This is a genomic window from Mycolicibacterium sphagni (assembly GCF_002250655.1).
Lineage (GTDB): Bacteria > Actinomycetota > Actinomycetes > Mycobacteriales > Mycobacteriaceae > Mycobacterium > Mycobacterium sphagni.
Genome location: NZ_NOZR01000015.1, coordinates 26,562 through 49,054, shown reverse-complemented (window position 1 = coordinate 49,054; position 22,493 = coordinate 26,562). Strand labels below are relative to the sequence as shown.

Annotated in this window: 22 protein-coding genes; 14 read left to right on the top strand and 8 right to left on the bottom strand. The window is 67.1% G+C overall.

What is annotated here, in order from left to right:
* Nucleotides 1-58 precede the first annotated feature (58 nt).
* Nucleotides 59-961, bottom strand: coding sequence for a 1,4-dihydroxy-2-naphthoyl-CoA synthase (locus CG716_RS17655; protein ID WP_094481909.1), 903 nt, complete (start codon nucleotides 959-961; stop codon nucleotides 59-61).
* A 161-nt stretch (nucleotides 962-1,122) separates the two neighbouring features.
* On the opposite strand from CG716_RS17655, the gene CG716_RS17650 reads away from it, so the two are divergent.
* Nucleotides 1,123-1,371, top strand: coding sequence for a hypothetical protein (locus CG716_RS17650; protein WP_133066967.1), 249 nt, complete (start codon nucleotides 1,123-1,125; stop codon nucleotides 1,369-1,371).
* On the opposite strand, the gene CG716_RS17645 is transcribed toward CG716_RS17650, so the two are convergent.
* The 3 genes from CG716_RS17645 to fadD8 are packed head-to-tail and all read right to left on the bottom strand — an operon-like array spanning nucleotide 1,361 to nucleotide 4,229.
* A complete protein-coding gene (locus CG716_RS17645) occupies nucleotides 1,361-2,050 on the bottom strand; it encodes an HAD family hydrolase (RefSeq protein WP_094481905.1) in 690 nt (229 codons plus the stop codon). The genes CG716_RS17650 and CG716_RS17645 overlap by 11 nt on opposite strands.
* Before the next feature lie 21 nt (nucleotides 2,051-2,071).
* Complete coding sequence (locus CG716_RS30535; protein ID WP_207760710.1) at nucleotides 2,072-2,605, bottom strand: hypothetical protein; 534 nt, start codon at nucleotides 2,603-2,605, stop codon at nucleotides 2,072-2,074.
* A 22-nt stretch (nucleotides 2,606-2,627) separates the two neighbouring features.
* Nucleotides 2,628-4,229: a fatty-acid--CoA ligase FadD8 gene (fadD8, locus tag CG716_RS17635; protein ID WP_094482097.1), complete on the bottom strand. Its 1,602-nt coding sequence runs from the start codon at nucleotides 4,227-4,229 to the stop codon at nucleotides 2,628-2,630.
* A 100-nt stretch (nucleotides 4,230-4,329) separates the two neighbouring features.
* On the opposite strand from fadD8, the gene CG716_RS17630 reads away from it, so the two are divergent.
* The 3 genes from CG716_RS17630 to CG716_RS17620 are packed head-to-tail and all read left to right on the top strand — an operon-like array spanning nucleotide 4,330 to nucleotide 8,447.
* Nucleotides 4,330-5,859, top strand: coding sequence for an MFS transporter (locus CG716_RS17630; RefSeq protein ID WP_094481903.1), 1,530 nt, complete (start codon nucleotides 4,330-4,332; stop codon nucleotides 5,857-5,859).
* An 18-nt stretch (nucleotides 5,860-5,877) separates the two neighbouring features.
* Nucleotides 5,878-7,443: a long-chain-fatty-acid--CoA ligase gene (locus tag CG716_RS17625; RefSeq protein WP_094481901.1), complete on the top strand. Its 1,566-nt coding sequence runs from the start codon at nucleotides 5,878-5,880 to the stop codon at nucleotides 7,441-7,443.
* Entirely contained in the window at nucleotides 7,443-8,447 is a 1,005-nt protein-coding gene (locus tag CG716_RS17620; protein ID WP_094481899.1) for an o-succinylbenzoate synthase, read from the top strand. Before CG716_RS17625 ends, CG716_RS17620 begins: the two co-directional genes overlap by 1 nt.
* 30 nt (nucleotides 8,448-8,477) lie before the next feature.
* Here CG716_RS17620 and CG716_RS17615 read toward each other — a convergent pair whose 3' ends face one another.
* Nucleotides 8,478-9,032, bottom strand: coding sequence for a TetR family transcriptional regulator (locus tag CG716_RS17615; RefSeq protein WP_094481897.1), 555 nt, complete (start codon nucleotides 9,030-9,032; stop codon nucleotides 8,478-8,480).
* Nucleotides 9,033-9,110: 78 nt separating this feature from the next.
* Between CG716_RS17615 and CG716_RS17610 the strand changes: the two genes are divergently transcribed.
* The 8 genes from CG716_RS17610 to CG716_RS17575 all read left to right on the top strand — a co-directional run bounded on the left by CG716_RS17610 (nucleotide 9,111) and on the right by CG716_RS17575 (nucleotide 17,132).
* Nucleotides 9,111-10,010, top strand: coding sequence for an SDR family oxidoreductase (locus tag CG716_RS17610; RefSeq protein ID WP_094481895.1), 900 nt, complete (start codon nucleotides 9,111-9,113; stop codon nucleotides 10,008-10,010).
* 9 nt (nucleotides 10,011-10,019) lie between these two features.
* Nucleotides 10,020-10,811, top strand: coding sequence for a serine/threonine-protein kinase (locus CG716_RS17605; protein WP_094481893.1), 792 nt, complete (start codon nucleotides 10,020-10,022; stop codon nucleotides 10,809-10,811).
* Between the two features lie 78 nt (nucleotides 10,812-10,889).
* On the top strand, nucleotides 10,890-12,380 hold the full coding sequence (locus CG716_RS17600) for an amino acid permease (RefSeq protein ID WP_094481891.1): 1,491 nt from the start codon (nucleotides 10,890-10,892) through the stop codon (nucleotides 12,378-12,380).
* Nucleotides 12,381-12,455: 75 nt separating this feature from the next.
* Nucleotides 12,456-13,403 carry a GlxA family transcriptional regulator gene (locus CG716_RS17595; RefSeq protein ID WP_094481889.1) on the top strand — a complete coding sequence of 316 codons (948 nt, stop codon included), beginning with the start codon at nucleotides 12,456-12,458 and terminating at the stop codon, nucleotides 13,401-13,403.
* 19 nt (nucleotides 13,404-13,422) lie between these two features.
* Complete coding sequence (locus CG716_RS17590) at nucleotides 13,423-14,166, top strand: DJ-1/PfpI family protein (RefSeq protein ID WP_094481887.1); 744 nt, start codon at nucleotides 13,423-13,425, stop codon at nucleotides 14,164-14,166.
* Nucleotides 14,163-14,951 carry an alpha/beta fold hydrolase gene (locus tag CG716_RS17585; RefSeq protein ID WP_094481885.1) on the top strand — a complete coding sequence of 263 codons (789 nt, stop codon included), beginning with the start codon at nucleotides 14,163-14,165 and terminating at the stop codon, nucleotides 14,949-14,951. The genes CG716_RS17590 and CG716_RS17585 overlap by 4 nt, the downstream gene beginning before the upstream one ends.
* A 34-nt stretch (nucleotides 14,952-14,985) precedes the next feature.
* Nucleotides 14,986-16,611: a 2-succinyl-5-enolpyruvyl-6-hydroxy-3-cyclohexene-1-carboxylic-acid synthase gene (gene menD, locus CG716_RS17580; protein WP_094482095.1), complete on the top strand. Its 1,626-nt coding sequence runs from the start codon at nucleotides 14,986-14,988 to the stop codon at nucleotides 16,609-16,611.
* Nucleotides 16,611-17,132: a DUF3592 domain-containing protein gene (locus CG716_RS17575; protein ID WP_234817898.1), complete on the top strand. Its 522-nt coding sequence runs from the start codon at nucleotides 16,611-16,613 to the stop codon at nucleotides 17,130-17,132. Before menD ends, CG716_RS17575 begins: the two co-directional genes overlap by 1 nt.
* Here the strand turns inward: CG716_RS17575 and CG716_RS17570 are convergent.
* Nucleotides 17,093-17,755: a DsbA family protein gene (locus CG716_RS17570; RefSeq protein ID WP_094481881.1), complete on the bottom strand. Its 663-nt coding sequence runs from the start codon at nucleotides 17,753-17,755 to the stop codon at nucleotides 17,093-17,095. The two genes, CG716_RS17575 and CG716_RS17570, sit on opposite strands and share 40 nt — an antisense overlap.
* An 89-nt stretch (nucleotides 17,756-17,844) precedes the next feature.
* Between CG716_RS17570 and CG716_RS17565 the strand changes: the two genes are divergently transcribed.
* Nucleotides 17,845-18,984 (top strand): glycosyltransferase family 4 protein, encoded by a 1,140-nt coding sequence (locus tag CG716_RS17565; protein WP_094481879.1) that lies wholly within the window; start codon nucleotides 17,845-17,847, stop codon nucleotides 18,982-18,984.
* A gap of 299 nt (nucleotides 18,985-19,283) precedes the next feature.
* On the opposite strand, the gene CG716_RS17560 is transcribed toward CG716_RS17565, so the two are convergent.
* Complete coding sequence (locus CG716_RS17560; protein WP_094481877.1) at nucleotides 19,284-20,108, bottom strand: SDR family oxidoreductase; 825 nt, start codon at nucleotides 20,106-20,108, stop codon at nucleotides 19,284-19,286.
* Nucleotides 20,109-20,164: 56 nt separating this feature from the next.
* On the opposite strand from CG716_RS17560, the gene CG716_RS17555 reads away from it, so the two are divergent.
* Nucleotides 20,165-20,851, top strand: coding sequence for a demethylmenaquinone methyltransferase (locus CG716_RS17555; RefSeq protein ID WP_094481875.1), 687 nt, complete (start codon nucleotides 20,165-20,167; stop codon nucleotides 20,849-20,851).
* Between the two features lie 46 nt (nucleotides 20,852-20,897).
* Here the strand turns inward: CG716_RS17555 and CG716_RS17550 are convergent, their stop codons facing one another.
* Complete coding sequence (locus tag CG716_RS17550) at nucleotides 20,898-22,463, bottom strand: phytoene desaturase family protein (protein ID WP_094481873.1); 1,566 nt, start codon at nucleotides 22,461-22,463, stop codon at nucleotides 20,898-20,900.
* Nucleotides 22,464-22,493 lie beyond the last annotated feature (30 nt).

Here is a 22,493-nt window from a genome sequence, read left to right as displayed (position 1 = left end):
GCGCCGTTCGGGATGCCGCTGTCGTTGATGCAGCGCTACGGAATTGGAGATCCGCCCCCTAGAAGTAGCGGGGGAACGGAGTCCAATCGGGGTCGCGCTTCTCCAAGAATGCGTCGCGGCCCTCGACCGCTTCGTCGGTCATGTACGCCAGCCTGGTGGCTTCACCGGCGAAAAGTTGCTGGCCGACGAGCCCGTCGTCGAGCAGGTTGAAGGCGAACTTCAGCATGCGTTGGGCCTGAGGCGACTTGCCGTTGATCTCCTTGGCCCACTGCACCGCCACGTTCTCCAACTCGGCGTGGTCGACGACCTCGTTGACCGCACCCATCTGATGCATCTGCTCGGCGGTGTAGGCGCGGCCGAGGAAGAAGATCTCGCGGGCGAACTTCTGGCCGACCTGGCGCGCCAGATAGGCGCTGCCGTATCCGCCGTCGAAGCTGCCGACGTCGGCGTCGGTCTGCTTGAACCGGGCGTGCTCGCGGCTGGCCAGCGTCAGGTCGCAGACCACGTGCAGGCTGTGCCCGCCGCCGGCAGCCCAACCGTTGACCAGGCAGATGACGACCTTGGGCATGAACCGGATGAGCCGCTGCACCTCGAGGATGTGCAGTCGCCCGGCGCGGGCCGGATCGACGGTCTCGGCCGTTTCTCCGGCGGCGTACTGATAGCCGCTGCGGCCGCGAATGCGTTGATCGCCCCCGGAGCAGAACGCCCAGCCGCCGTCCTTGGGGGAGGGGCCGTTGCCGGTCAGCAGCACCACCCCGACATCGGGCGACATCCGGGCATGGTCGAGGGCCTGGTACAGCTCGTCGACGGTGTGCGGGCGAAAAGCGTTGCGTACCTCGGGCCGGTCGAAGGCGACCCGCACCGTTCCGTCGGAGACGTGGCGGTGATAGGTGATGTCGGTCAGGTCCTCGAAGCCGTCGATGGATCGCCACTGGGAAGCGTCAAATGGGTTGTCATTCAAGGTTTTTGAACTCCATCTCCTAGTGGGCGAATCGGGCCGCCGCCTATCGGCCGGCCAGTGGCCATGTGCAAAACTTACGCCCCGCCTTTTCCGGCCTGGCTGGATGGTCAACTCGTCTGTAACGCCCGCCACATCGTTCACGATCGAATCATGTGTCACATTTGACGAGCAGGTCAGCGGCTGACAGTGATCAGGCGCAGCACTTCAGGTGCATCCTCGCCGAGCGGCGGGCCGAGCTCGACGCCCGGCTGGCCGAAGATGCTCAACGGTTGGCGGCCCGGCACCGCTCGGGCAGCACCTGCGGCGTGAAGTCCATCCGCTACCGCATACGCAAGATGGAGCGACAACGCAGCGAGCTCGACCGGCTGCTCGACGGCCTGGCTGTGCTGGCGGACGCCGTCAGCAGCTGATACCGCGGTCGCGCAATGCGTCGATCAGCCCGGTCGGACGTTCGGCGACGGGCAACGGGTCGACCAGGATGAAATCGCAGCCGACGGCGCGGGCCGCGCCATCGTTCTCTTCGCTGTCCCCGACCATCACTGCATCGCCGGCGGCGACGCCGAGGCGCTGCAGCGCCATCTGGAAGATCCGCGGATCTGGTTTGACGACACCGACTTCGAAGGACAGCACGAACTCGTCAGCCTCGGCACCCGCGGTGGAAAACGCCGGGCGGATGTCGAAGGCGATGTTGGAGACGATCGCCGTTTTCAGACCGTTGGCCGCCAGCGACCGCAGCACCTCGACGGTGTCGGGGTAGGGAACCCAGGATGCCGGGTCGATTGCTTGTTGGTACAGCACTTCGGCGTGGTGGTCGGGTAGGCCGGCGTCGCGCAGCGCATGAAGGTAGGCCTCACGGTGCAGGGCCGGAGCGAGGTCGCGGTTGACCCAGGCTCGATGGGCCTCCTCGGTCCTCGTCGCCGAACCGCCGGTGGGGTGGGTCAGGCGCTCCATCAGCTCGGCCTGCACATGTTCGTCGACCGCGCGGCGACCGTCGGCGTCGATCAGTTCCATCCCGGCGAACCAGCTGTCGTCTTCCTCGAGGCGGAACAGGGTGCCGGAGAAATCGAACAGCACAGCGCGAAAGGGCATTGCCCCATCGTCGCATTGGTCTCAGGGGCGACTGCCGGTAATGCCCGGCGCAGCAGAGGTCGGCGCCGGGTGGTGTCCGTGCACGCCGGGAAATCGCGACGGACCATAGCGGTAGGCCAAAAACATGACCAGGGCGATCAGCCCGGCGGCCGCCGCGACCTTGGACACCATCAGCAGGATGCGCACCGCAGCGGGCAGTTCACGCGCCGCGCGGACGGGTCGCGCCACCCGCTTCCGCGTCGCCGGTGCCGCGGGATGGGACTTGCCTCGCAGGAACTGCATCACCACATCGGTGGCCCGATTGTGCTGCTCCCGGTCCACGTAGAGCTGCACGCCCGCGTTGGTCGCGCCTCTTCGCCCGCTCGGGCCGGCGATGTAGGCGCCGACGTCCGCGTCGCGCAGAGCGGCCAGAACCGGTTCGGCGTCAGCGGGTTCGAGGTCGGCGAGGATCACCCAGGTGTCCGCCCACACCTCGTTGTCCCGGCCGCCGGGCGGCAGCCAGAACATCAGGTCGCGCTCTTTGAGGTACTCGAGCGGGATGACCCGGGACAGCATCATCCAAGTATGCGCCGCCGCACTAGCCGATGGCTCGTGACGACCCTTCCCAGAATTGCGCCCGCACGGCCTTCTTGTCCGGCTTGCCCAATGCGGTCACCGGCACCGAGTCGACGACGATCACCTGCTTGGGGGACTGGACCGAACCCTTGCGGTCCTTGACCGCCGACTGGATCTCGGCGGTCAGCTTCGCCACCGAGTCTTCGTCGGCGGGGTGGTCGGGGCGCAGCACGATCACCGCGGTGACCGCCTCGCCCCACTTCTCGTCGGGCGTGCCGATCACGCAGACCTGTGCGACCGCCGGGTGCTCGGCGACGACGTCCTCGACCTCGCGCGGGAAAACGTTGAAGCCGCCGGTGACGATCATGTCCTTGACCCGGTCGACGATGAACCAGTAGCCGTCCTCGTCCTCGCGCGCCATGTCGCCGGTGTGCAGCCAGCCGTCCTTGAAGGTCTTGGCCGTCTCCTCCGGCAGGTTCCAGTACCCGCCGCTCAGCAGCGGCCCAGACACACAGATCTCGCCGACCTCACCCTGGGCCACCTGCTTGCCGTCGGCGTCCAGCAGTGCGGTGCGGGCGAACAGCGTCGGCCGTCCGCAGGACGTAAGCCGCTTCTCGTCGTGGTCCTTCTTGCCCAGGTACGAGATCACCATCGGTGCCTCGGACTGTCCGTAGTACTGCGCGAAGATCGGGCCGAAGCGCCGGATCGCCTCGGCCAGTCGCACCGGGTTCATCGCGGAAGCCCCGTAGTACACCGTCTCCAGCGACGACAGGTCGCGGGTGTGCGAGTCGGGGTGATCCATCAACGCGTAGATCATCGACGGCACCAGCATCGTCGCGGTGATCTTCTGCTCCTCGATCACCCGCAGCACCTCGGCCGGGTCGAACTTTGTCAGCACCACCAGCTCGCCGCCCTTGACGACGGTCGGCACGAAGAACGCCGCACCGGCATGCGACAGCGGCGTGCACATCAGGAACCGCGGATTGTCCGGCCACTCCCACTCGGCGAGCTGGACGGTGGTCATCGTGGTGATCGACTGCGCGGTGCCCAGCACACCCTTGGGCTTGCCGGTGGTGCCGCCGGTGTAGGCCATGCCGCCCACGTGATCGGGGGCAAGGTCAGCTGCCACCAACGGCTTCGGTGAGTACTTGGCGGCCTCGGCGATCAGGTCGACGGCCGAATCTCCCAGCGCCTCGGGAACCGGGCCGAGCGTCAGCACCTGCTTGAGGGCGGGCACCTTCTCCAGCAGGCCCTGCGCCCGCTCGATGAACATCGGGTTGGGGTCGATGATCAGCGACGTCACCCCGGCGTCGTTGAGGACGTAAGCGTGATCGTCCAGCGAGCCGAGAGGGTGTAGTGCCACGCGCCGGTAGCCCTGGGTCTGGCCGGCGCCGATGATCATCAGCACCTCGGGCCGATTCAGCGACAGCAGTCCGGCCGTCGCACCGGAGCCCGCGCCGAGCGCCTCGAACGCCTGAATGTACTGGCTGATGCGGTCGGCGAGCTCGCCACCGGTCAGCGTGGTGTCGCCCAGGTGCAGCACTGGCTTGGTCTTGTGGCGCTTCAGCGCGCCGACCGTGAGGTGCCCGGAATGAATGGGATGGCGCAGCAGCTCGTCACTCATGCCGTCCACATTAGAACGTGTTCCAGATTTGATGGAAGGGGTGCCGTTTTCTACGCGGCTTTCTCCCCGCCCCCGATGCCGCCGCCGCTAGCATCGGCCAATGCCGCAGCAGCAGGAAGTCACCGGGCGCGCGGCAACCATGACCGTGCTGGCGATGGGGCTCGGGTACAGCATCACCGCCGCCGACCCGACGATCCTGTCCACCAATCTCGCCGCGGTGCGGCACGGCCTCGGCTTCAGCCCGAGCACCGCCAGTTTTCTGGCCTGTCTGGCCACACTGACGCTGGCCGCCGCGGTCCTCGGCGCCGGCGCGCTCGGAGACCTGTACGGCATGAAGCGGCTGTTCGTGATCGGAAGCTACGGCTCGATCGGGTTCGGTGTGCTCGCCGCGGTGGCCCCCAACGTCGCGGTGCTCACCGCCGCGCGGGCCGGGATCGGCATCGCCTTCGCGTTCGTCCTCGGTCTGTCGTTGGCGATCATCAATGCGGTGTTCCCAGCGGGCCGCCGCGCTGCCGCGATCGCGATGTATCTCGGTGCTGGCCACGCTCTCAGCGTCTTCCAGCCCGCGGTCGGCAGCTGGCTGGCGACCCATTTCGGTTGGCGCGCCTGCTTTCTGGTCACCCCGGTGCTCGCCGCGGCCACCCTCGCGTTGACCCTGCGGTATGTGCCGGAGACACTGCGCTGGCAGCGAAAGCTCGACATCGTCGGGATCGCGCTGATCGCGGTCGCGCTGATCCTGGTGATCCTCGGGCTCACCCAGCTGCAGGGCGGTTTCCACGTCACCGCGCTGGTGCAGATCCTGGTCGGGGTCGGGCTGGCGGTGGCGTTCATCTGGTGGGAGTTGCGGACCGCCGCACCGGCACTGGATATGCGGATCTTTCGATCCGGGCGGTTCAACGCGGCGGTGACCGCTGGTGCGACGTTCAACTTCCTGCAGGGTGGTGCGACCATCCTGTTCGCCTACTACCTGGTCACCATTCGTGGCGAGTCGCCCGAACTGCTGGGCCTCCTGCTCATTCCGGCGGTGCTGCTGGCGTCGGTGGCGGCCACCGCGGCCGGGCGGGCCGTCACCCGCTTCGGAGAACGCGCGGTACTGGTGACCGGGCTGGCCATCCTGTTGGCCGGGATGGTGATGCTGGTGGTGCTCGACGCCCACACCTCGATTTGGGTCCTCGGGTTCGCGGTAGCGCTGAATGCGATCGGCGGCGCGGTGGTGCAAACCCCGCAGTCCACCATCATGATGTCCAGCGCGCCGCCCGAGTTGGGTGGAGTCATCTCCGCCGTGAAACCCGCTGTCGGACAGGCCAGTTACTCACTGGGCCCCGCGCTGTTCGCATTGGTGGGCACGACGTTGTTCCTGCGCGACGGCCGTCACAAACTCGAAGGGTCGGGGATCAGTGAGGACCAGGCCCGCGACGCGCTGCGCGTCGCGCACGGTGGCGTACCCGGGCCGGCGGCGGGTGCCCAGGTGCTCGATCCGGACAAGGCCCGTTGGGTGGTCTCGGAGGCAGCGCAGAGCTGGTTGACCGCCATCCACGACCTGAGCCTGATCATGGCTGTCGTGCCGGCCGTGGCCATCGTCGTCGCGTGGGTGCTGCTTCGACCGAAGGCTGGCTCGGGTTCGGCCTGACGTGGCACCCTGGCCGGTATGCATCCACCGGAACCGCGTTTTCTCGACGACCGGCCAGGCTATTGGGCCCAGCACAAGCCCGACGGCGAGGCCGTCAGCTATCTCGGCCGCAGCTGGACCTGGGCGCAGTGGGACGACCGGATCCGACGCCTGGCCGGCGCACTCACCGAGCGGGGCATCGGGCGCGGCGACGTGGTGGCGTTCCTGGACAAGAACCATCCGGCCTGCGTCGAGCTGCAGCTGGCCACGGCGTCGATCGGCGCGGCGACGGCGGTCATCAACTTCCGGCTGGCCGGCGACGAGATGGACTACGTCCTCAACGACTCCGGTGCCAAGATGCTGATCGTCGGCACCGAGCTGATCGGGGTCGTCGACAAGATCCGTGATCGGCTCACCAACGTCGAGCATGTCGTCGAGGTCACGCCCGACGGCGCCGACGGTGACGGGTACGAGGCGCTGCTGGCCAGCGCCGCTCCTCTCGGCCGCCGCGCCGAGGTCGACCCCGGCGACACCTGCCTGATCATGTACTCCTCCGGCACCACCGGGCGGCCAAAGGGTGTCGTGCTGTCCCAGCGAAATGTCTTGGCGCACACCATCAACGCGGCCACCTTCGAGTTCGGACCGGATGACAAGAACATGGTGGCCATGCCGCTTTTCCACGTCGGCGGGTCGGCCTACGTGCAATACGGCATTCACGCCGGCATCCCGACGATCATGACCCGCGAGGCCGACGGCGCGTCGCTGGCCGGCGCGCTGCTGCAGGGCGCCAACCGCACCTTCCTGGTGCCGGCCGTGCTCGGCAAGGTGCTGGAATCCGGTGAGGACGCGGTGAAGCTCTTCAGCGGGCTGCGGACATTCGTCTACGGTGCATCGCCGATGCCGCCGGCACTGTTGAAGTCGGCGCTCAAGGCGTGGCCGGACACCGACTTCATCCAGGTGTACGGCTTGACCGAGGTTTGTGGCGCGATCACCCAGCTCCCGCCCGAGGCGCATCGCGACGAATCCCGCCCAGAGCGCATGCTCAGTGCCGGCAAGCCGGCCCGCGAGGCGGAGGTGCGGGTGGTCGACCCCGAGACGCTCGCCGACGTGCCGAACGGCCAGCCCGGTGAGTTGTGGTTCCGCTCACCGCAGTTGATGAAGGGCTATCACAACAGGCCCGAAGCCACCGCCGCGGCGATCACGGAGGACGGCTGGTTCCGCACCGGTGACATCGGCCGCCTCGACGACGAAGGTTTCTTGTTCGTCGAGGATCGTCTCAAGGACATGATCATCTCCGGCGGGGAGAACATCTACTCCGTCGAGGTCGAACGGGTGCTGACCGATCACCCCGCGGTGCTCGACGCCGCTGTGTTCGGCATCCCCGACGACAAATGGGGCGAGTCCGTCAAGGCCGTCGTCGAATTGTCTGCCGGGGGAGAGACTTCCGAGGCTGAGCTGGTGGCGTGGTGCCGGGAGCGGCTGGCGCACTACAAGTGCCCGCGCAGTGTGGAGATCTCCGAGGCGCTGCCGCGTAACCCCACCGGCAAGCTCCTCAAGCGCGACCTGCGCGCCCCGTACTGGGAGAAGAGCGGCCGCGCGATCTGATGGCGGTGTCGCTGGAAGGTCTGCTGGAGCGACTGCACGTCGTCGCGCTGCCGATGCGGGTTCGCTTCCGCGGCATCATGGTTCGCGAGGTGGCGCTGATCGACGGGCCGACGGGCTGGGGTGAGTTCGGGCCATTCCTCGAATACGAGCCGCCCGAGGCCGCGCACTGGTTGGCGTCGGGCATCGAATCCGCCTACGGCACGAGACCTCCGGTTCTTCGTGACGTCGTGCCCATCAACGCCACGGTGCCGGCGGTGCCCGCCGCCCAGGTGCCGGAAGTGCTGGCGCGATTCCCCGGAGCGCGCACCGCCAAGGTGAAAGTGGCCGAGCCCGGACAGACACTCGCCGACGACGTCGCCCGGGTCAACGCCGTGCGCGCGCTGATTCCGACGGTGCGGGTGGACGCCAACGGCGGCTGGACGGTCGAGCAGGCCGTGGCCGCCGCGGCTGCGCTGAGTGCCGATGGCCCACTCGAATACCTCGAGCAGCCCTGCGCGACGGTGGCCGAACTGGCCGAGGTGCGCAGCCGGGTGGCGGTCGCCGTGGCCGCCGACGAGAGCATTCGCAAGGCCGCCGACCCGCTGGCGGTGGTGCGCGCGCGAGCCGCCGACATCGCGGTGCTCAAAGTGGCCCCGCTGGGCGGCATCGCCGCGCTGCTGGACATCGCCGCCGAAATCGACATTCCGGTGGTGATCTCCAGCGCGCTGGACTCCGCAGTCGGCATCGCGGGAGGACTGGCCGCCGCCGCGGCGCTGCCGTCGCTGGAACATGCGTGCGGGCTGGGCACCGGCGGGCTGTTCGTCGAGGACGTTGCGGACATCACGCCCGTCGCGGGCGGCCTGCCCGTCGGCGACGTGACGCCCGATCCGGCGCGCCTCGCTGCGCTCGCCGCCCCGGCCGAGCGTCGCGACTGGTGGATCGCCCGCATCCGGGACTGCCACGCGGTCCTCTCCGCGCGCGAGATTTCCGCCCAGACCGACAAACGGCCGAACAATCGCGGGTAGACCGCGACACAACGTCGATCTCGGCGCGCGTCAGCTCAGCGTCTTGAGCTCCGCCAGCGCGCGGCGCACGAAATAAGCCAGGCCGTGGCGGTCGGCGGCCAGCCACTGCTCGAAGGCGAGCCCGAAGACTGCGGCACCCGCTTCCGCGGTCAGCCGGGCTGTTGTCTCGCTGACGCCGCGGTGCACCAAGCCTTCAGCGATGGCCCCCGCCATCGCGGCGCGCTTGGCCAAATCGCGCTCCTGCAGCGCCGGGTTGGCGTCGATCACCGCCTGCCGCAGCCGTGAGCCGTCGCGGCGGCCGTCCAAAAACGCCGCGGCCCCCTCCAGCGCAACGCCGACGGCGTCCAACGGGCTAGCCGAATCAGGCGCCTCAGCAACGCTTTTCGTCAACAGCTCCAGCAGAGGTGCCTGGCCGCCGAACAGTACCTCGCGCTTGTCGGCGAAGTACCGGAAGAAGGTGCGCTCGGTCAGCCCCGCCCGTTCGGCGATCTCGGCGACCGTCGTCTGGTCGAACCCTCGCTCGGTGTAGAGCTCCAGGGCCGCCTGTTGCAGACGGCCCTGGGCATCGGGCTCCCAGCGACTCATGGGGGAATTTTATCGCGATGACAGATGCTGACATCAACGCTAGTGTCTGATGACAGCGACTGACATGGAGGTAGCGCCATGAAACTATTCGTCACGGGAGCGTCCGGCTGGGTCGGCTCGGCGGTGGTGCCCGAGCTGGTGGCCGCCGGCCATCAGGTGGTGGGCCTGGCCCGATCCGATGCTTCGGCCCAGAAACTCACCGAAGCAGGGGCCGACGTACATCGCGGCGATCTGGCCGACCTGGACAGTCTGCGCAGCGGCGCCGCACAGTCCGACGGGGTCATCCACCTGGCCTTCCATCACGACTTCGAAAACTTCGTCGAAGCGGGCGAACTCGACCGGCAGGCCATCGCCGCCCTCGGCGAGACGCTCGCCGGTTCTGGCCGGCCGCTGGTGGTCACCAGCGGGACCGCCGGGCACGCGCCGGGCCAGGTCCTCACCGAGGACCAGCCCGCCAACCCACACTCGCCCCGCGGTTCCGAGCAAGCCGCACTGGCTTTCGCCGACCGCGACGTCCGGGTATCGATCGTCCGACTGGCCCCGACCACGCACGGCACCGGGGACTACGGCTTCGTCCCCGTGCTGATCGAGGTCGCCCGTACCAAGGGCGTGGCGGCCTACCCAGGCGACGGTGCCAACCGCTGGTCGGCGGTGCACCGCGACGACGCCGCGGTGTTGTTCCGGCTGGCCGTCGAATCCGCGGAGACGGGAACGGTTCTGCACGCGATCGGCGAGGAAGGCGTTGCCACCCGCGACATCGCCGAAACCATCGGCCGCAATCTCGGTATACCGGTCGGCAGCATCGCACCGGAGACCGCGTTCGAGCATTTCGGTTGGATCGGAGCGTTTTTCGCCCTCGACATTCCGGCCAGCAGTGCGATCACGCGCCAGCGCTTCGGCTGGCAACCCAACCACATCGGGCTGCTCGAGGATCTCGACCAGGGTTACTACTTCGCCACCCAATCCGCCCGGATATAGGCTTGGCATGTGCTGCGTCCGGGTGATCAGTTCGCCGGCTACGTCGTCGACAGGTCGTTGGGACGTGGCGGCAGCGCGACGGTCTATCAGGTCCACCGAGAGTCAGACTCCTTCGCGCTGAAGGTCATCGCCGACGACGCTCCCGAGGCCCTGGAGCGTCTTCGGCGCGAATTCGTCATCGCCAGTGGCCTGCACCACCGGCACATCGTGGCGATGTCGGACAGCGGGCCCACCTGGTTGGCCATGCAGTACGTCGACGGTGGCAGCGCTCAGGCATTGACGGCTCTTACCGACAAGTTGACGGCGCTCACTCAGATCGCCGATGCCCTGGACTACGCACATGCCAACGGTGTGGTGCATTGCGACGTCAAACCTACCAATATTCTTGTAGGTAGCGACTTTTCGCACGAAGGTGCGGTACTCATCGACTTCGGAGTCGCGCACCTGACCGGCGAGCCACCAGCGCCGCTGGCCGATCGCCCCACTCACATCACGGCGTCGTTGCCCTATGTCGCGCCTGAACTGCTGACCGGTGAAACGCCTTCCCCGGCGACCGACGAGTACGAGTTGGCCTGTACTGCGGTCGAGATGCTCACGGGTGCAACACCATTCCGCGCCGTCACCGCGATGGGGCTCATCGACGCACACCTGCACCACCGGCCGCCTCGGGTGTCCTACAGCGTTGAGTGGGTGCCGCGAGCGTTCGATTCCGTTCTGGCCAAAGCGATGGCCAAACGCCCCGAGCAGCGTTACCAGACATGTTCCGAATTCGTCTCGCTGATCAGACGACTAATGACGTGACAAGCGGGAAACCTTGCGTAACTGAAGCTTAACGCCCAGGCCGTTTCGGCCGTAGCCTGCACTGGATACCCTCCGGCAATGGCAGCGCCAACCGCATACGACAAATCCGCGTTGGCCCACGAGGACGTCGGCTATCACAAGGGGCTCAAACCGCGGCAGTTGCAGATGATCGCCATCGGGGGAGCGATCGGCACCGGCCTGTTCATGGGTGCCGGGGGACGGCTCCACACCGCGGGGCCGGGACTGTTCATCGTCTACGCGATCTGCGGCGTATTCGTGTTCTTCATCCTGCGGGCATTGGGCGAGCTGGTGTTGCACCGCCCGTCGTCGGGGTCGTTCGTGTCCTACGCACGAGAATTCCTCGGGGAGAAGGCCGCCTATGTGGCCGGCTGGATGTACTTCTTCAACTGGGCCTGCACGTCGATCGTGGACGTCACCGCCGTCGCGCTGTACATGCACTACTGGGGCGCGTTCAAGGCGATCCCCCAGTGGGCCATCGCGCTGGTCGCGCTCCTCATCGTGCTCACCGTCAACATGATCTCGGTGAAGGTCTTCGGTGAGATGGAGTTCTGGGCCGCGCTGATCAAGGTCGTCGCGCTGGTGACGTTCCTGGTGGTGGGCATCGTGTTCCTGGCGGGTCGCTTCACGATCGAGGGGTCGACCACCGGGACGACGGTGATCGCAGACAACGGCGGTCTGCTGCCCACCGGAGTGCTGTCCCTGGTGGTCATCACCTCCGGTGTGATTTTCGCTTATGCCGCAGTGGAATTGGTGGGCACGGCTGCTGGTGAGACGGAGAACCCGGACAAGGTGATGCCCAAGGCCATCAACTCGGTCGTGGTCCGTATCGCGGTGTTCTACGTCGGATCTTTGGTCCTGCTGGCCTTGCTGTTGCCCTACACCACGTACAAACAGGGCGAGAGCCCGTTCGTGACGTTTTTCTCCCGAATCGGGGTGCCCGCGGCGGGAACCATCATGAACTTCGTGGTGCTCACCGCGGCCATGTCGAGCCTCAACGCAGGCCTGTACTCCACCGGCCGAATCCTGCGTTCGATGGCGATGAACGGCAGCGCACCACAAGTCACCGGGCGCATGACCAAACGCGGTGTCCCGTTCGCCGGTATCGCACTCACGGCGTGCTTCACCGTGCTTGGGGTGTTCCTCAATCTCGTGGTGCCCGCCGAGGCGTTCAACATCGCGCTGGATCTCTCGGCGCTGGGCATCATCGCCTCGTGGGGCACCATCGTCATTTGTCAGATCCAGCTGTATCGCTGGTCGCAGAAGGGCATCCTGAGCCGGCCCGCCTTCCGGCTGTGGGGAACGCCCTACACCAGCTACGCCACGTTGGCCTTCCTCGCGGTGGTGACCGGGCTGATGTGCTACGAGAACTATTGGAATCTGGTCGCGCTCGTGGTGATCGTGCCCGTGTTGATCGTGGGCTGGTACGCGGTACGCGGCCGGGTGCTGGAGATGGCGCAGGAGCGTGTCGGCTACACCGGCGACTACCCGGTGGTCGCCGAGACCCCGCTGATGGACGAGTTCCTTGAGGAGGACCGGGGGAAGCCCTGAGCGCCGAACGCTATGTCCTGATTTGTGGGGTGCATGGCCTAGACGCCATAAGTGGTGAGCGCCGAGACTGAACGCATGGCGCGATCGGTGGTGATCCTCGGCTTTCCCGGCGTCCAGGCGCTGGACCTGGTCGGACCCCACGACGTGTTCACCGGCGCGGCGCTGCTGACAGAGGGTGGATACCGGGTCGGCGTCGCCTCCCGCGACGGCGAACCTGTCACCACCGCGACCAGCCTGGCCTTCGTCGCCGAGGCGATGCCCGAGCCGGCCGATATCGACACCCTCATCCTGCCGGGGGGTGCGGGCGTCGACGCCGCCCGCGAAGACCCCGCCACCATGGCCTGGATCCGGCGGGCCGCCGCCAACTCCCGCCGCGTCGTCAGCGTGTGCACCGGGTCCTTCCTGGCGGCCGAGGCCGGTCTGCTCGACGGCTGCCGCGCGACCACGCACTGGGCATTCGCCGACCGGATGGCCCGCGAGTACCCGGCCATCACCGTCGACCGCGAACCCATCTTCTTGCGCAGCTCGGCCACCGTGTGGACGGCGGCCGGAGTGACGGCGGGCATCGACCTGTCGCTGGCACTAGTCGAGGACGACTACGGCACCGAGGTGGCCCAGACCGTCGCCCGCTACCTGGTGTTGTACCTGCGCCGCCCCGGCGGGCAGACCCAATTCGCCGCGCCGGTGTGGATGCCGCGGGCGCGGCGCCAGCCCATCCGGGACGTCCAGGAGGCCATCGAATCCGAACCCGGTGCCGCCCATAGCATCTCGGATTTGGCGCGGCGTGCCGCGATGAGCCCGCGGCATTTCACCCGGGTGTTCACCGACGAAATCGGTGAGGCGCCCGGCGCCTACGTCGAACGTGTCCGCACCGAAGCTGCGCGCCGCCAGCTGGAGGAGACCGACGACACCGTCGTCAGCATTGCCGCGCGATGCGGATTCGGGACATCGGAAACCATGCGCCGCAACTTCATTCGCCGGATCGGGATATCGCCTGACCAATACCGCAAAACGTTTGCCTAATCGGCTAGAGGAGATTCCCATGCAGATCGCCATCGTGCTCTATCCCGGCTTCACCGCGCTGGACTTCATCGGCCCCTACGAAGTGCTGCGCTGGCTGCCCGACACCGAGGTCCGGTTCGTGTGGCACGAGCCAGGGCCGATCACCGCCGACTCCGGCGTGCTCGTCATCGGCGCCACCCACTCCTTCGGCGAAACCCCTTCTCCCGAAGTCATTCTCGTGCCCGGCGGGATGACCACCATGGCGCATGCCCGTGACGAGAAGCTGCTCGATTGGCTACGCCGCGCGCACGAAACGGCCACCTGGACGACCTCGGTGTGCTCGGGGTCGGTGATCCTGGCCGCCGCCGGACTGCTGAAGGGCAAGCGGGCGACGTCGCACTGGGCGGCGCTCACCGCGCTCAAGGCGCTCGGTGTGACAGCGGTCAAGGACGAGCGGGTGGTCCACGAAGGCGACATCGTCACCAGCGCAGGGGTGTCGGCGGGCATCGACCTCGCGTTGTGGCTGGCGGGCCAGATCGGCGGCGACGAGCGTGCCAAGGCGATCCAGCTGTCGATGGAGTACGACCCGCAGCCGCCGTTCGACTCCGGTCACATGTCCAAGGCGTCGGCGGCCACCAAGGCCACCGCCACCGCGCTGATGGCCAGGGAAGTGGCCACCCCCACCCAGCTCAAGGCGATGACGTCGTTGATGTGGACCGGTGCGATCGACGCGGCCCGGTCGCGGAGCAGGCGCAAACGGGGGCGCGTAGCCTCTGCCAGGTGATCAACCTGGCCTACGAGGAAAACGGCTCCGGCGACCCGGTTCTGTTCATCGCCGGCACCGGCGGCGCCGGGCGTACCTGGCACATCCACCAGGTCCCGCCGTTCATGGCGGCAGGCTATCGCTGCATCACGTTCGACAACCGCGGAATCGGGGCCACCGAGAACGCCGGCGGATTCGGCACCGAGCAGATGGTCGCCGACACTGCCGAGCTCATCGAGCAGGTCGTCGGTGGCCCGACACGGGTGGTGGCGATGTCGATGGGCGCCTATATCGCCCAGGAATTGATGCTGCTGCGCCCCGACCTGATCAGCCAGGCCGTGCTGATGGGCACCCGCGGGCGGCTGGACCGCATCCGGCGGTCGTTCCGCGCCGCCGACGTCGAGCTGAACAAGGCCGAGGTCCAGGTGCCGGCCTCCTATGCCGCGAAAGTCCGTGTGCTGGAGAACTTCTCCCCGAAGACCATCAACGATGAGAAGGCCATCGGGGACTGGATGGAGATGTTCACCGCCTTCCCGATCAAGCGCACGCCGGGGCTGCGCGCCCAGCTCGAGGTCTATCCACACGAGAATCGGCTGGCCGCCTACCGCGCCATCACCACCGAGGTGTTGGTGATCGGGTTCGCCGACGATCTGCTGACCCCGGCGGCGCTGGGCCGCGAGGTCGCCGACGCCATGCCCAACGGCCGCTACGTGCAGATCGGCCATACCGGGCATCTGGGATTCCTGGAGCGCCCGGACACGGTGAACAGCGCGATGCTCGACTTCTTCGCCGGCTCGCTGGTCTGAGCCCCTCGGAACCGACGTGTGACACGCTGTAGTGGTGAACCCATCGACGGCTCAGGCTCGTGTCGTCGTCGACGAATTGATTCGCGGCGGCGTCCGCGACGTCGTGCTGTGCCCGGGCTCACGCAACGCCCCGCTGGCCTTCGCGCTCTCTGATGCCGACCGGGCCGGCCGGCTCCGCCTGCACGTCCGTATCGACGAGCGCACCGCCGGCTATCTGGCGATCGGCCTCGCGGTGGCCGAGCGCGCCCCGGTATGCGTGGCGATGACGTCGGGTACCGCGGTGGCCAACATGGGGCCCGCCGTTGTGGAGGCCAACTACGCCCGCGTCCCGCTGATCCTGCTCTCGGCCAACCGGCCCTACGAGCTGCTGGGCACCGGCGCCAACCAGACCTTCGAGCAGCTCGGCTACTTCGGCACCCAGGTTCGCGCGGCGATCAGTCTCGGCCTCGCCGAAGAGGGAACCGACAAGCTCGATGCACTCAACGCGCAGTGGCGCTCGGCGACCTGCCGTGTGCTGGCCGCGGCCACCGGCGCCCGCACCGCTAACGCCGGTCCGGTGCAATTCGACATCCCGCTGCGCGAACCGCTGGTGCCCGATGCCGACCCGACACCCGCCGACGTTCCGGCCGGACGCCCCGACGGCAAGCCGTGGACGTACACCCCGCCGGTCACTTTCGACCAGCCCCTGGAGATCGACCTCACCCCTGACACCGTGGTGATCGCCGGGCACGGCGCCGGTGTGCACCCCAACCTGGCCGCCCTGCCCACGGTCGCCGAGCCGACCGCACCGCACGCCGCCAACCCGCTGCATCCGCTGGCGCTGCCGCTGCTGCGGCCTCGCCAGGTCATCATGCTGGGCCGGCCCACCCTGCACCGGCCGGTGTCGACGCTGCTGGCCGACCCGTCGCTGCCGGTGTTCGCGTTGACCACCGGCCCCCGCTGGCCGGACGTCTCGGGCAACTCGCAGGCCACCGGCACCCGGGCCGAGACTCGTGGCGCACCGGCCCCGGCGTGGCTGCAGCGCTGCGCGGACGCTAACCGGCACGCGATGACCGCCGTGCGCAACCAGCTGGCCGCCCACCCGCTGACCACCGGCCTCCATGTCGCGGCCGCGGTGGCCGACGCGGTGCGCCCGGGGGATCAGCTCGTGCTCGGCGCCTCCAACCCGGTGCGCGACGCGGCTCTGGTCGGGCTGAACACCGAGGGCGTGAAGGTGCGCTCCAACCGTGGCGTGGCCGGTATCGACGGCACTGTGTCGACGATCATCGGTGCGGCCCTGGCACACCCGGGCCGCACCATCGGTCTGATCGGTGACATGACGTTCGTGCACGACAGCTCCGGGTTGTTGATCGGCCCCACCGAGCCGATGCCGAAGAACCTGACGATCGTGGTGTCCAACGACAACGGCGGCGGCATCTTCGAACTACTCGAGCAGGGCGATCCGCGGTTCTCCGATGTGTCGTCGCGGGTCTTCGGCACCCCGCATGACGTCGACGTCGGCGCGCTGTGCCGCGCGTATCACATCGATGCCCGCCAGATCGAGGTCGACGAACTCGGTCCCGCGCTGGGCGAATCTCACGACGGCATGCGGGTTCTCGAGGTCAAGGCGGACCGGTCCTCGTTGCGGCAGCTGCATGCCGCGATCCGGGCGGCACTGTGATCGGCAGGCTCCTTGCCCTGCTGCGTGCCGCACTGCCGAGGCGCAATCCCGACGTCGTCGACACCAAGCAGCGAAAGCTGTTGCGCTGGAGCAAGTGTGCGGTGTGGATCCTGGTCGGACTGGTCACCCTGCAATCTGTACTACTGGTGGCCGGCGCGTGGCGCAACGACCGCCAGATCGAACGCAATATGGGTGTGGCACAAGCCGAAGTGCTCTCGGCCGGGCCGCGCCGTTCGACCATCGAGTTCGTCACCCCTGACCGTGTCACGTACCGTCCCGAGCTCGGGGTTCTCTACCCCTCGGAGCTGGCCGAGGGGATGCGCATATACGTCGAGTACGACAAGAACGATCCGGATCTGGTTCGGGTGCAACACCGTACGGCCGCTCTGGCGATCATTCCGGCCGGCTCGATCGCGGTGGTGGCCTGGCTGATCGCCGGTCTGGTGCTGACGGTATTGGTGTTCCTCGAGCGCCGGGTGAGTCAGCTGGACATCAGCTTGGACAGCCAGTTGTTGTCGTAGATATCGACCGTCTTGTTCGTGGTGAGGTCGAACACCGTCGGGGTACCGGTGTTCATCGGGTCGATCTCGTAGAGATATTCGAAGTTGGTGTCTTCCATCTCTTGCAGATCCAGCGCCGATTTGGCCGCCCGCATGGCGTCGACCGCCGCTGGCGGCACACCGCTTTCGCGGGCCATGTCGGCGATCTGTGTGTCGGTGGGGCCCTTGCTGCCTGGGCTCTGATGGCCCCAAAGATCTTGGACGAACGCCTGAAACGCTTTGGCTAAGGTGTCTGGTCCGGCCGCCAGGAACAATGCGTTGGCCACGCGGTCGGAATAGCCGCCGGGCTGGTCGTCCAGGAACGTCAACGGCCGATAGGTGACGACGAGCTGACCGAGCTTCATGTAGCTCGACAGCTGATCACCGAAATCCTTCTGCAGATCGGCACAGTGATTGCATTGCGGTTCGGTGTAGAGCTCGATGTGGACGCGCGCGTTGGGGTCTCCGACCACAATGCCGAAGCCGTCCTTACTGATCGCGGTCGTCGGCCCGTGCGGATCCATCTGTGCCGCGCCGGTGATTTCCTTACTGCAACCGCCAACTAACATGACCAGCGCCACGACGAGCACAGACCAGTACCGCATGCTCGAACGGTACCCGGTTCCACCAGTTTTTCGTGTCGTGTATGTCTGAGCGCAACCTTGCCTAAAGGCGCTGATGCCACCCTTGTCGTGTGCGCGTTGCGATTGTCGCCGAGTCTTTCCTGCCCAACGTCAACGGAGTCACCAATTCGGTGCTGCGGGTGTTGGAGCATCTCCGTCGCACGGGGCACGAAGCGCTCGTAATCGCCCCGGACACCCCGCGTGGTGAGCCGGCGGCCGAGCGTGTCCATGACGGAATCCGGGTGCACAGGGTCCCGTCGAAGATGTTCCCGAAGGTGACGTCGTTGCCGCTGGGCGTGCCACGGCCGCGCATGGTGCGGGTGCTACGCGGGTTCGACCCCCATGTCGTGCATCTGGCGTCCCCGGCGCTGCTGGGATACGGCGGCCTGCAGGCCGCGCGGTACCTCGGTGTGCCGACCGTGGCCGTGTACCAGACCGATATCGCCGGGTTCGCGCAAAGCTACGGCATCGGTGCGGCAGCGCGGGCGGCGTGGGCATGGAACCGGCACCTTCACTCCCGAGTCGACCGCACCCTGGCCCCGTCCACGGCTGCGATGGAAGACCTTGCCGCACATGGTATTCCGAGGGTTCATCAATGGGCCCGCGGAGTCGACGTCACCGGCTTCGCGCCGTCGGCGCGCGACAGCGAGCTGCGCGCGCAATGGTCACCGGACGGCAAGCCGATCGTGGGCTTCGTGGGGCGGCTCGCGCCGGAGAAGCACGTCGAACGGCTGGCGGTGCTGGCCCGGCGCGACGACCTGCAGCTGGTCATCGTCGGTGACGGTGTCGACCGCGAGAAGCTGCGAACACTGCTGCCGTCGGCGGTGTTCACCGGCGCGCTGTACGGGGGACAGCTGGCTGCGGCCTACGCCAGCATGGATGTCTTCGTCCACCCGGGTGAGCACGAGACTTTCTGCCAGGCCGTGCAGGAGGCAATGGCCTCGGGTCTGCCGGTCGTCGCGCCCAATGCGGGTGGCCCGCGCGATCTGGTGGCGCCGTACCGCACGGGTCTTTTGCTGGCGGTCGACGAATTCGAGACTCGGCTGCCGCAGTCAGTGGACCATTTACTCGATGAACGGTCCCGCTATTCGCTGGCCGCCCGTCGCAGTGTGCTTGGCCGGACGTGGCCGGCGATCTGCGACCAGCTAATTGGTCACTACGAGGCGGTGCGGATCGAGGGACGCCGCCGGCGTCGTACCCACGCGGCCTGAGCGACACCGAACCATAGCCTTAATTGTTCCTGAGAAACCTTTTCATACCGGGTGGTCTGGAGCAGACTGAAAGCCAAGCGGGGGAACGCTAATCGCAAATGACAACACCACCTCTCCTCGACGGGGGACGTCTAATGAACGACGCCTTGCATCGCCAAGATCTCAGTGAATTTGCCCTCGAACTCCGTAAGTTGGCTTACACCATGCCGGCTGGGCACGAGGATCGGCTCATTCACCTCAGCGAACGGATGGCTAGTCGCGCACGTCAATTATCGCGAGTTGACGCCCGCGCAATATAACTAGCCCTGCGCCTCGACGGCGAGCGGCTGCCACTGCTCCCAGTTGGCGAGTCGACCTTCGTAGTCGGCCTTTGCTGTGGCCAGTGGCGACTCCCCGAAGAATGCCCGCAGGGGCGGTGTCGGCGCATCCACGATCTTGAGAATCGCCGCCGCCGACGCCTTGGGGTCGCCGGGTTTGGCCCACCGCTTGGCGCGCAACTCATCGACCTGCTTGTGCAAATCCGCGTAGTCGGGTAGCTCGACCGATCGCTTCGATGATGGGCCCGACCAGTCGGTGTCGAAGCCGCCCGGCTCGATCAGCGTGACGTGAATGCCGAACGGTGCGACCTCCTGCGCCAGCGCCTGGGAGAAACCTTCGAGCGCCCACTTCGAGGCGTGGTAGATGCCGACAAGCGGGAACGCGGTGATGCCGCCGATCGAGGACACCTGGATGATGTGGCCGCTGCCCTGAGCCCGCAGATATGGCAGCGCGGCCTGAGTGATCCACAGCGCCCCGAATACGTTCGTTTCGATCTGGTCGCGCGCGTCTTCCTCGCTGAGCTCCTCGATGAAGCCGAAGTGGCCGTAGCCGGCGTTGTTGACGACGATGTCGAGGCGGCCGAAGTGGTCATGGGCCTGCTTGACGGCGGCGAAGTCGGCCTCGCGGTCGGTGACGTCGAGCTGGATCGGCAGGATCGCGTCGCCGTAGGTGTCAACCAGGTCGGCCAGCGTGCCGGTGTCCCGTGCGGTGGCGGCGACCTTGTCGCCGCGGTCCAGGGCGCCGATCGCCCACTCCCGGCCGAAGCCTCGCGACGTGCCGGTGATGAACCAAACTTTTTCGCTCATGGCTGTGTGCAACGCGTGAGCGGGCCCATGATTCCCGCTCGGGTAGCGTCGGCACCGTGAGCCGCGCGACGCTGGACAAGGATCCCCGTGATGTGGCGTCGATGTTCGACGCCGTGGCGCGCCGCTATGACATCACCAATACGGTGCTCTCGCTCGGCCAGGACCGCTCGTGGCGGCGGGCGATGCGCGCGGCGCTGGGCATCGGCCCCGGCGACCGGGTGCTGGATCTGGCGGCGGGCACGGCGGTATCGACAGTCGAGCTGGCCAAGTCCGGCGCGTGGTGTGTGGCCGCGGACTTCTCGGTCGGCATGCTGCGGGCCGGTGCCGCGCGGCCGGTGTCGAAGGTGGCCGCCGACGCCACCAAGCTGCCTTTCGGTGACGACGTTTTCGACGCAGTGACAATCAGCTTCGGTCTGCGAAATGTCGTCGACCACCCCGAGGGCCTGCGCGAGATGGCGCGGGTAACCCGCCCCGGCGGTCGGCTGGTGGTGTGCGAGTTCTCCACGCCGGTAGTGCCGGTGTTCTCGACCGTCTACAAGGAGTACCTAATGCAGATGCTGCCGCGGGTGGCTCGCGCGGTGTCGAGCAATCCGGAGGCCTACGTCTATCTGGCCGAGTCCATCCGGGCGTGGCCCGACCAACCGACGCTGGCCCGGCAGATCCGGGACGCCGGCTGGTCGCAGGTGCGCTGGCGCAACCTCACTGGCGGGATTGTCGCGCTGCACTCCGCGGTCAAGCCGTAGATTTCCGCGCGGCAACGTGCGCTCTGTGCACGAAACCGCGCCGGCATCAGCGCCCCGCGTCGGCCAGTACTTGATAACCGGCGTTGTAGCCCGGAACGAATGTGATGCCGGGGCCGCCGTGGCAGCCCGCGCCGCCGAGGTAGAGGCCCTCGATGGGGATTGGCTCGTCGATGAATCCCTTGGGCCCCGGCCGGTTCACGCCCATCAGCTCAGGCTGCAGCAGGCCGTGGCAGAAGTCGCCGTTGGGTGCGGCGAACATGGTGTTCATGTGGTACGGCGCGAAGGTGATGTCGCGGATCAGGATGTCTTTGAAGTTCGGGGCATACCGGGTGATTTTGTCGACAACCCGTTGAGCCATCTCAGTTTTCAACTGGCCGTGCTGCTCGCGGGGCGCCTCGACGGGGAACGCGTAGGCGTACACACTGGCGGCGTGCTTACCTTCGGGAGCCATCTCGGGATCGCCGACTGTCGGCATCTGGATCGACAGCGCGGGGTTGTCCGGAACTTCACCGCGACGGCACTTCTCCCATTGGCGCTGCTGCTCTTCGGGTGAACCGAACATGCCCACCGACATCTGCATGCCCGGCTCGTTGAGGTAGTCGTAGGGGGCGGCGTACTCGGGCAGCCCGTCCAGGGCGAAGTGGATCTGCATGAACGACGCCCGGTGGTCGCGACCGCCGAGACGGGTCACCAGTGACGACGGAAGATGATCGACGCCAACGAGATCCAGCAGGGTGGTCTCGGGCGCGAGGTTGGACACCACGATCGGCGCGGTGATCACTTCGCCGTCCTTGAGCCGAACCCCGATGACGTGGGCGTCTTCGACCAGGATCTGTTCGACCTTCGCGCGGTAACGCATTTCGCCGGCGGCATCGACGAACAGATCGCGCAGATGCTCGGCGAGCACGCCGATTCCGCCCTTGAGTTTGGTGGTCATCTGGCCGCCCTCGGGGGGCATGGCCATCGCGAACGCCAAACACGTTGCGCTGCCGGGGGTGTAGGGGCCGCGGTAGGTGGAGTTCACCGCCAGGAACGCCAGCATGCCGCGGATTACCGCATGCTTGTCCTTGTCGGGCAGGAACCGGTCGACGACGTCCATCGCCGAGCCGAACAGCATCTCGTGTATCGCCCTGCGTTCGTTTTCGTCTGCGGCACAGGCATACATCTCGTCGATGGTCTTCGGGAGTGCCAGGGCGTCGAAGCGGCCGAGCGCCTTGCCGGGGCCGGTACTCCAGGCATACAGATTGGCCATCGCCATCACGGCTTCTATGCCGTGCTTCTCATTGAGATGGGTCATCATCGCCATCGGGTCGCTGTGGAAGATCATCGCTTCCTCGCCGTTTTCCCCGAGGTTGACCGACATGATCTCCGACTCGATGGTCGGCAGGGTGTCCAGGCCCAGCTCGCTGTTGATCTTCTGCGCGGTCGGGAAGCGCACGGATCCCGCGATCTCGTACTTGAACCCGTCGATCAGCTCGACCGTCGCCGACATGCCGCCGCTGTAGGTGTTGGCCTCCAGGCACAGCGTGCGCAGTCCCGCACGCTGCAGCACCACCGCTGCGGTGAGCCCATTGTGTCCAGCCCCCACGATGATCGCGTCGTAATCAGTCATGCGGCGGAGCTTAAGTCAGCAACGAGCCGA

What these genes read in the sequence shown, in the direction of transcription:
- CG716_RS17645 (WP_094481905.1), bottom strand. Translation starts at nt 2,050, where the DNA reads ATGCCCTTTCGCGCTGTGCTGTTCGATTTCTCCGGCACCCTGTTCCGC.
- CG716_RS30535 (WP_207760710.1), bottom strand. Translation starts at nt 2,605, where the DNA reads ATGCTGTCCCGGGTCATCCCGCTCGAGTACCTCAAAGAGCGCGACCTG.
- fadD8 (WP_094482097.1), bottom strand. Translation starts at nt 4,229, where the DNA reads ATGAGTGACGAGCTGCTGCGCCATCCCATTCATTCCGGGCACCTCACG.
- CG716_RS17630 (WP_094481903.1), top strand. Translation starts at nt 4,330, where the DNA reads ATGCCGCAGCAGCAGGAAGTCACCGGGCGCGCGGCAACCATGACCGTG.
- CG716_RS17625 (WP_094481901.1), top strand. Translation starts at nt 5,878, where the DNA reads ATGCATCCACCGGAACCGCGTTTTCTCGACGACCGGCCAGGCTATTGG.
- CG716_RS17620 (WP_094481899.1), top strand. Translation starts at nt 7,443, where the DNA reads ATGGCGGTGTCGCTGGAAGGTCTGCTGGAGCGACTGCACGTCGTCGCG.
- CG716_RS17615 (WP_094481897.1), bottom strand. Translation starts at nt 9,032, where the DNA reads ATGAGTCGCTGGGAGCCCGATGCCCAGGGCCGTCTGCAACAGGCGGCC.
- CG716_RS17610 (WP_094481895.1), top strand. Translation starts at nt 9,111, where the DNA reads ATGAAACTATTCGTCACGGGAGCGTCCGGCTGGGTCGGCTCGGCGGTG.
- CG716_RS17600 (WP_094481891.1), top strand. Translation starts at nt 10,890, where the DNA reads ATGGCAGCGCCAACCGCATACGACAAATCCGCGTTGGCCCACGAGGAC.
- CG716_RS17595 (WP_094481889.1), top strand. Translation starts at nt 12,456, where the DNA reads ATGGCGCGATCGGTGGTGATCCTCGGCTTTCCCGGCGTCCAGGCGCTG.
- CG716_RS17590 (WP_094481887.1), top strand. Translation starts at nt 13,423, where the DNA reads ATGCAGATCGCCATCGTGCTCTATCCCGGCTTCACCGCGCTGGACTTC.
- CG716_RS17570 (WP_094481881.1), bottom strand. Translation starts at nt 17,755, where the DNA reads ATGCGGTACTGGTCTGTGCTCGTCGTGGCGCTGGTCATGTTAGTTGGC.
- CG716_RS17560 (WP_094481877.1), bottom strand. Translation starts at nt 20,108, where the DNA reads ATGAGCGAAAAAGTTTGGTTCATCACCGGCACGTCGCGAGGCTTCGGC.
- CG716_RS17550 (WP_094481873.1), bottom strand. Translation starts at nt 22,463, where the DNA reads ATGACTGATTACGACGCGATCATCGTGGGGGCTGGACACAATGGGCTC.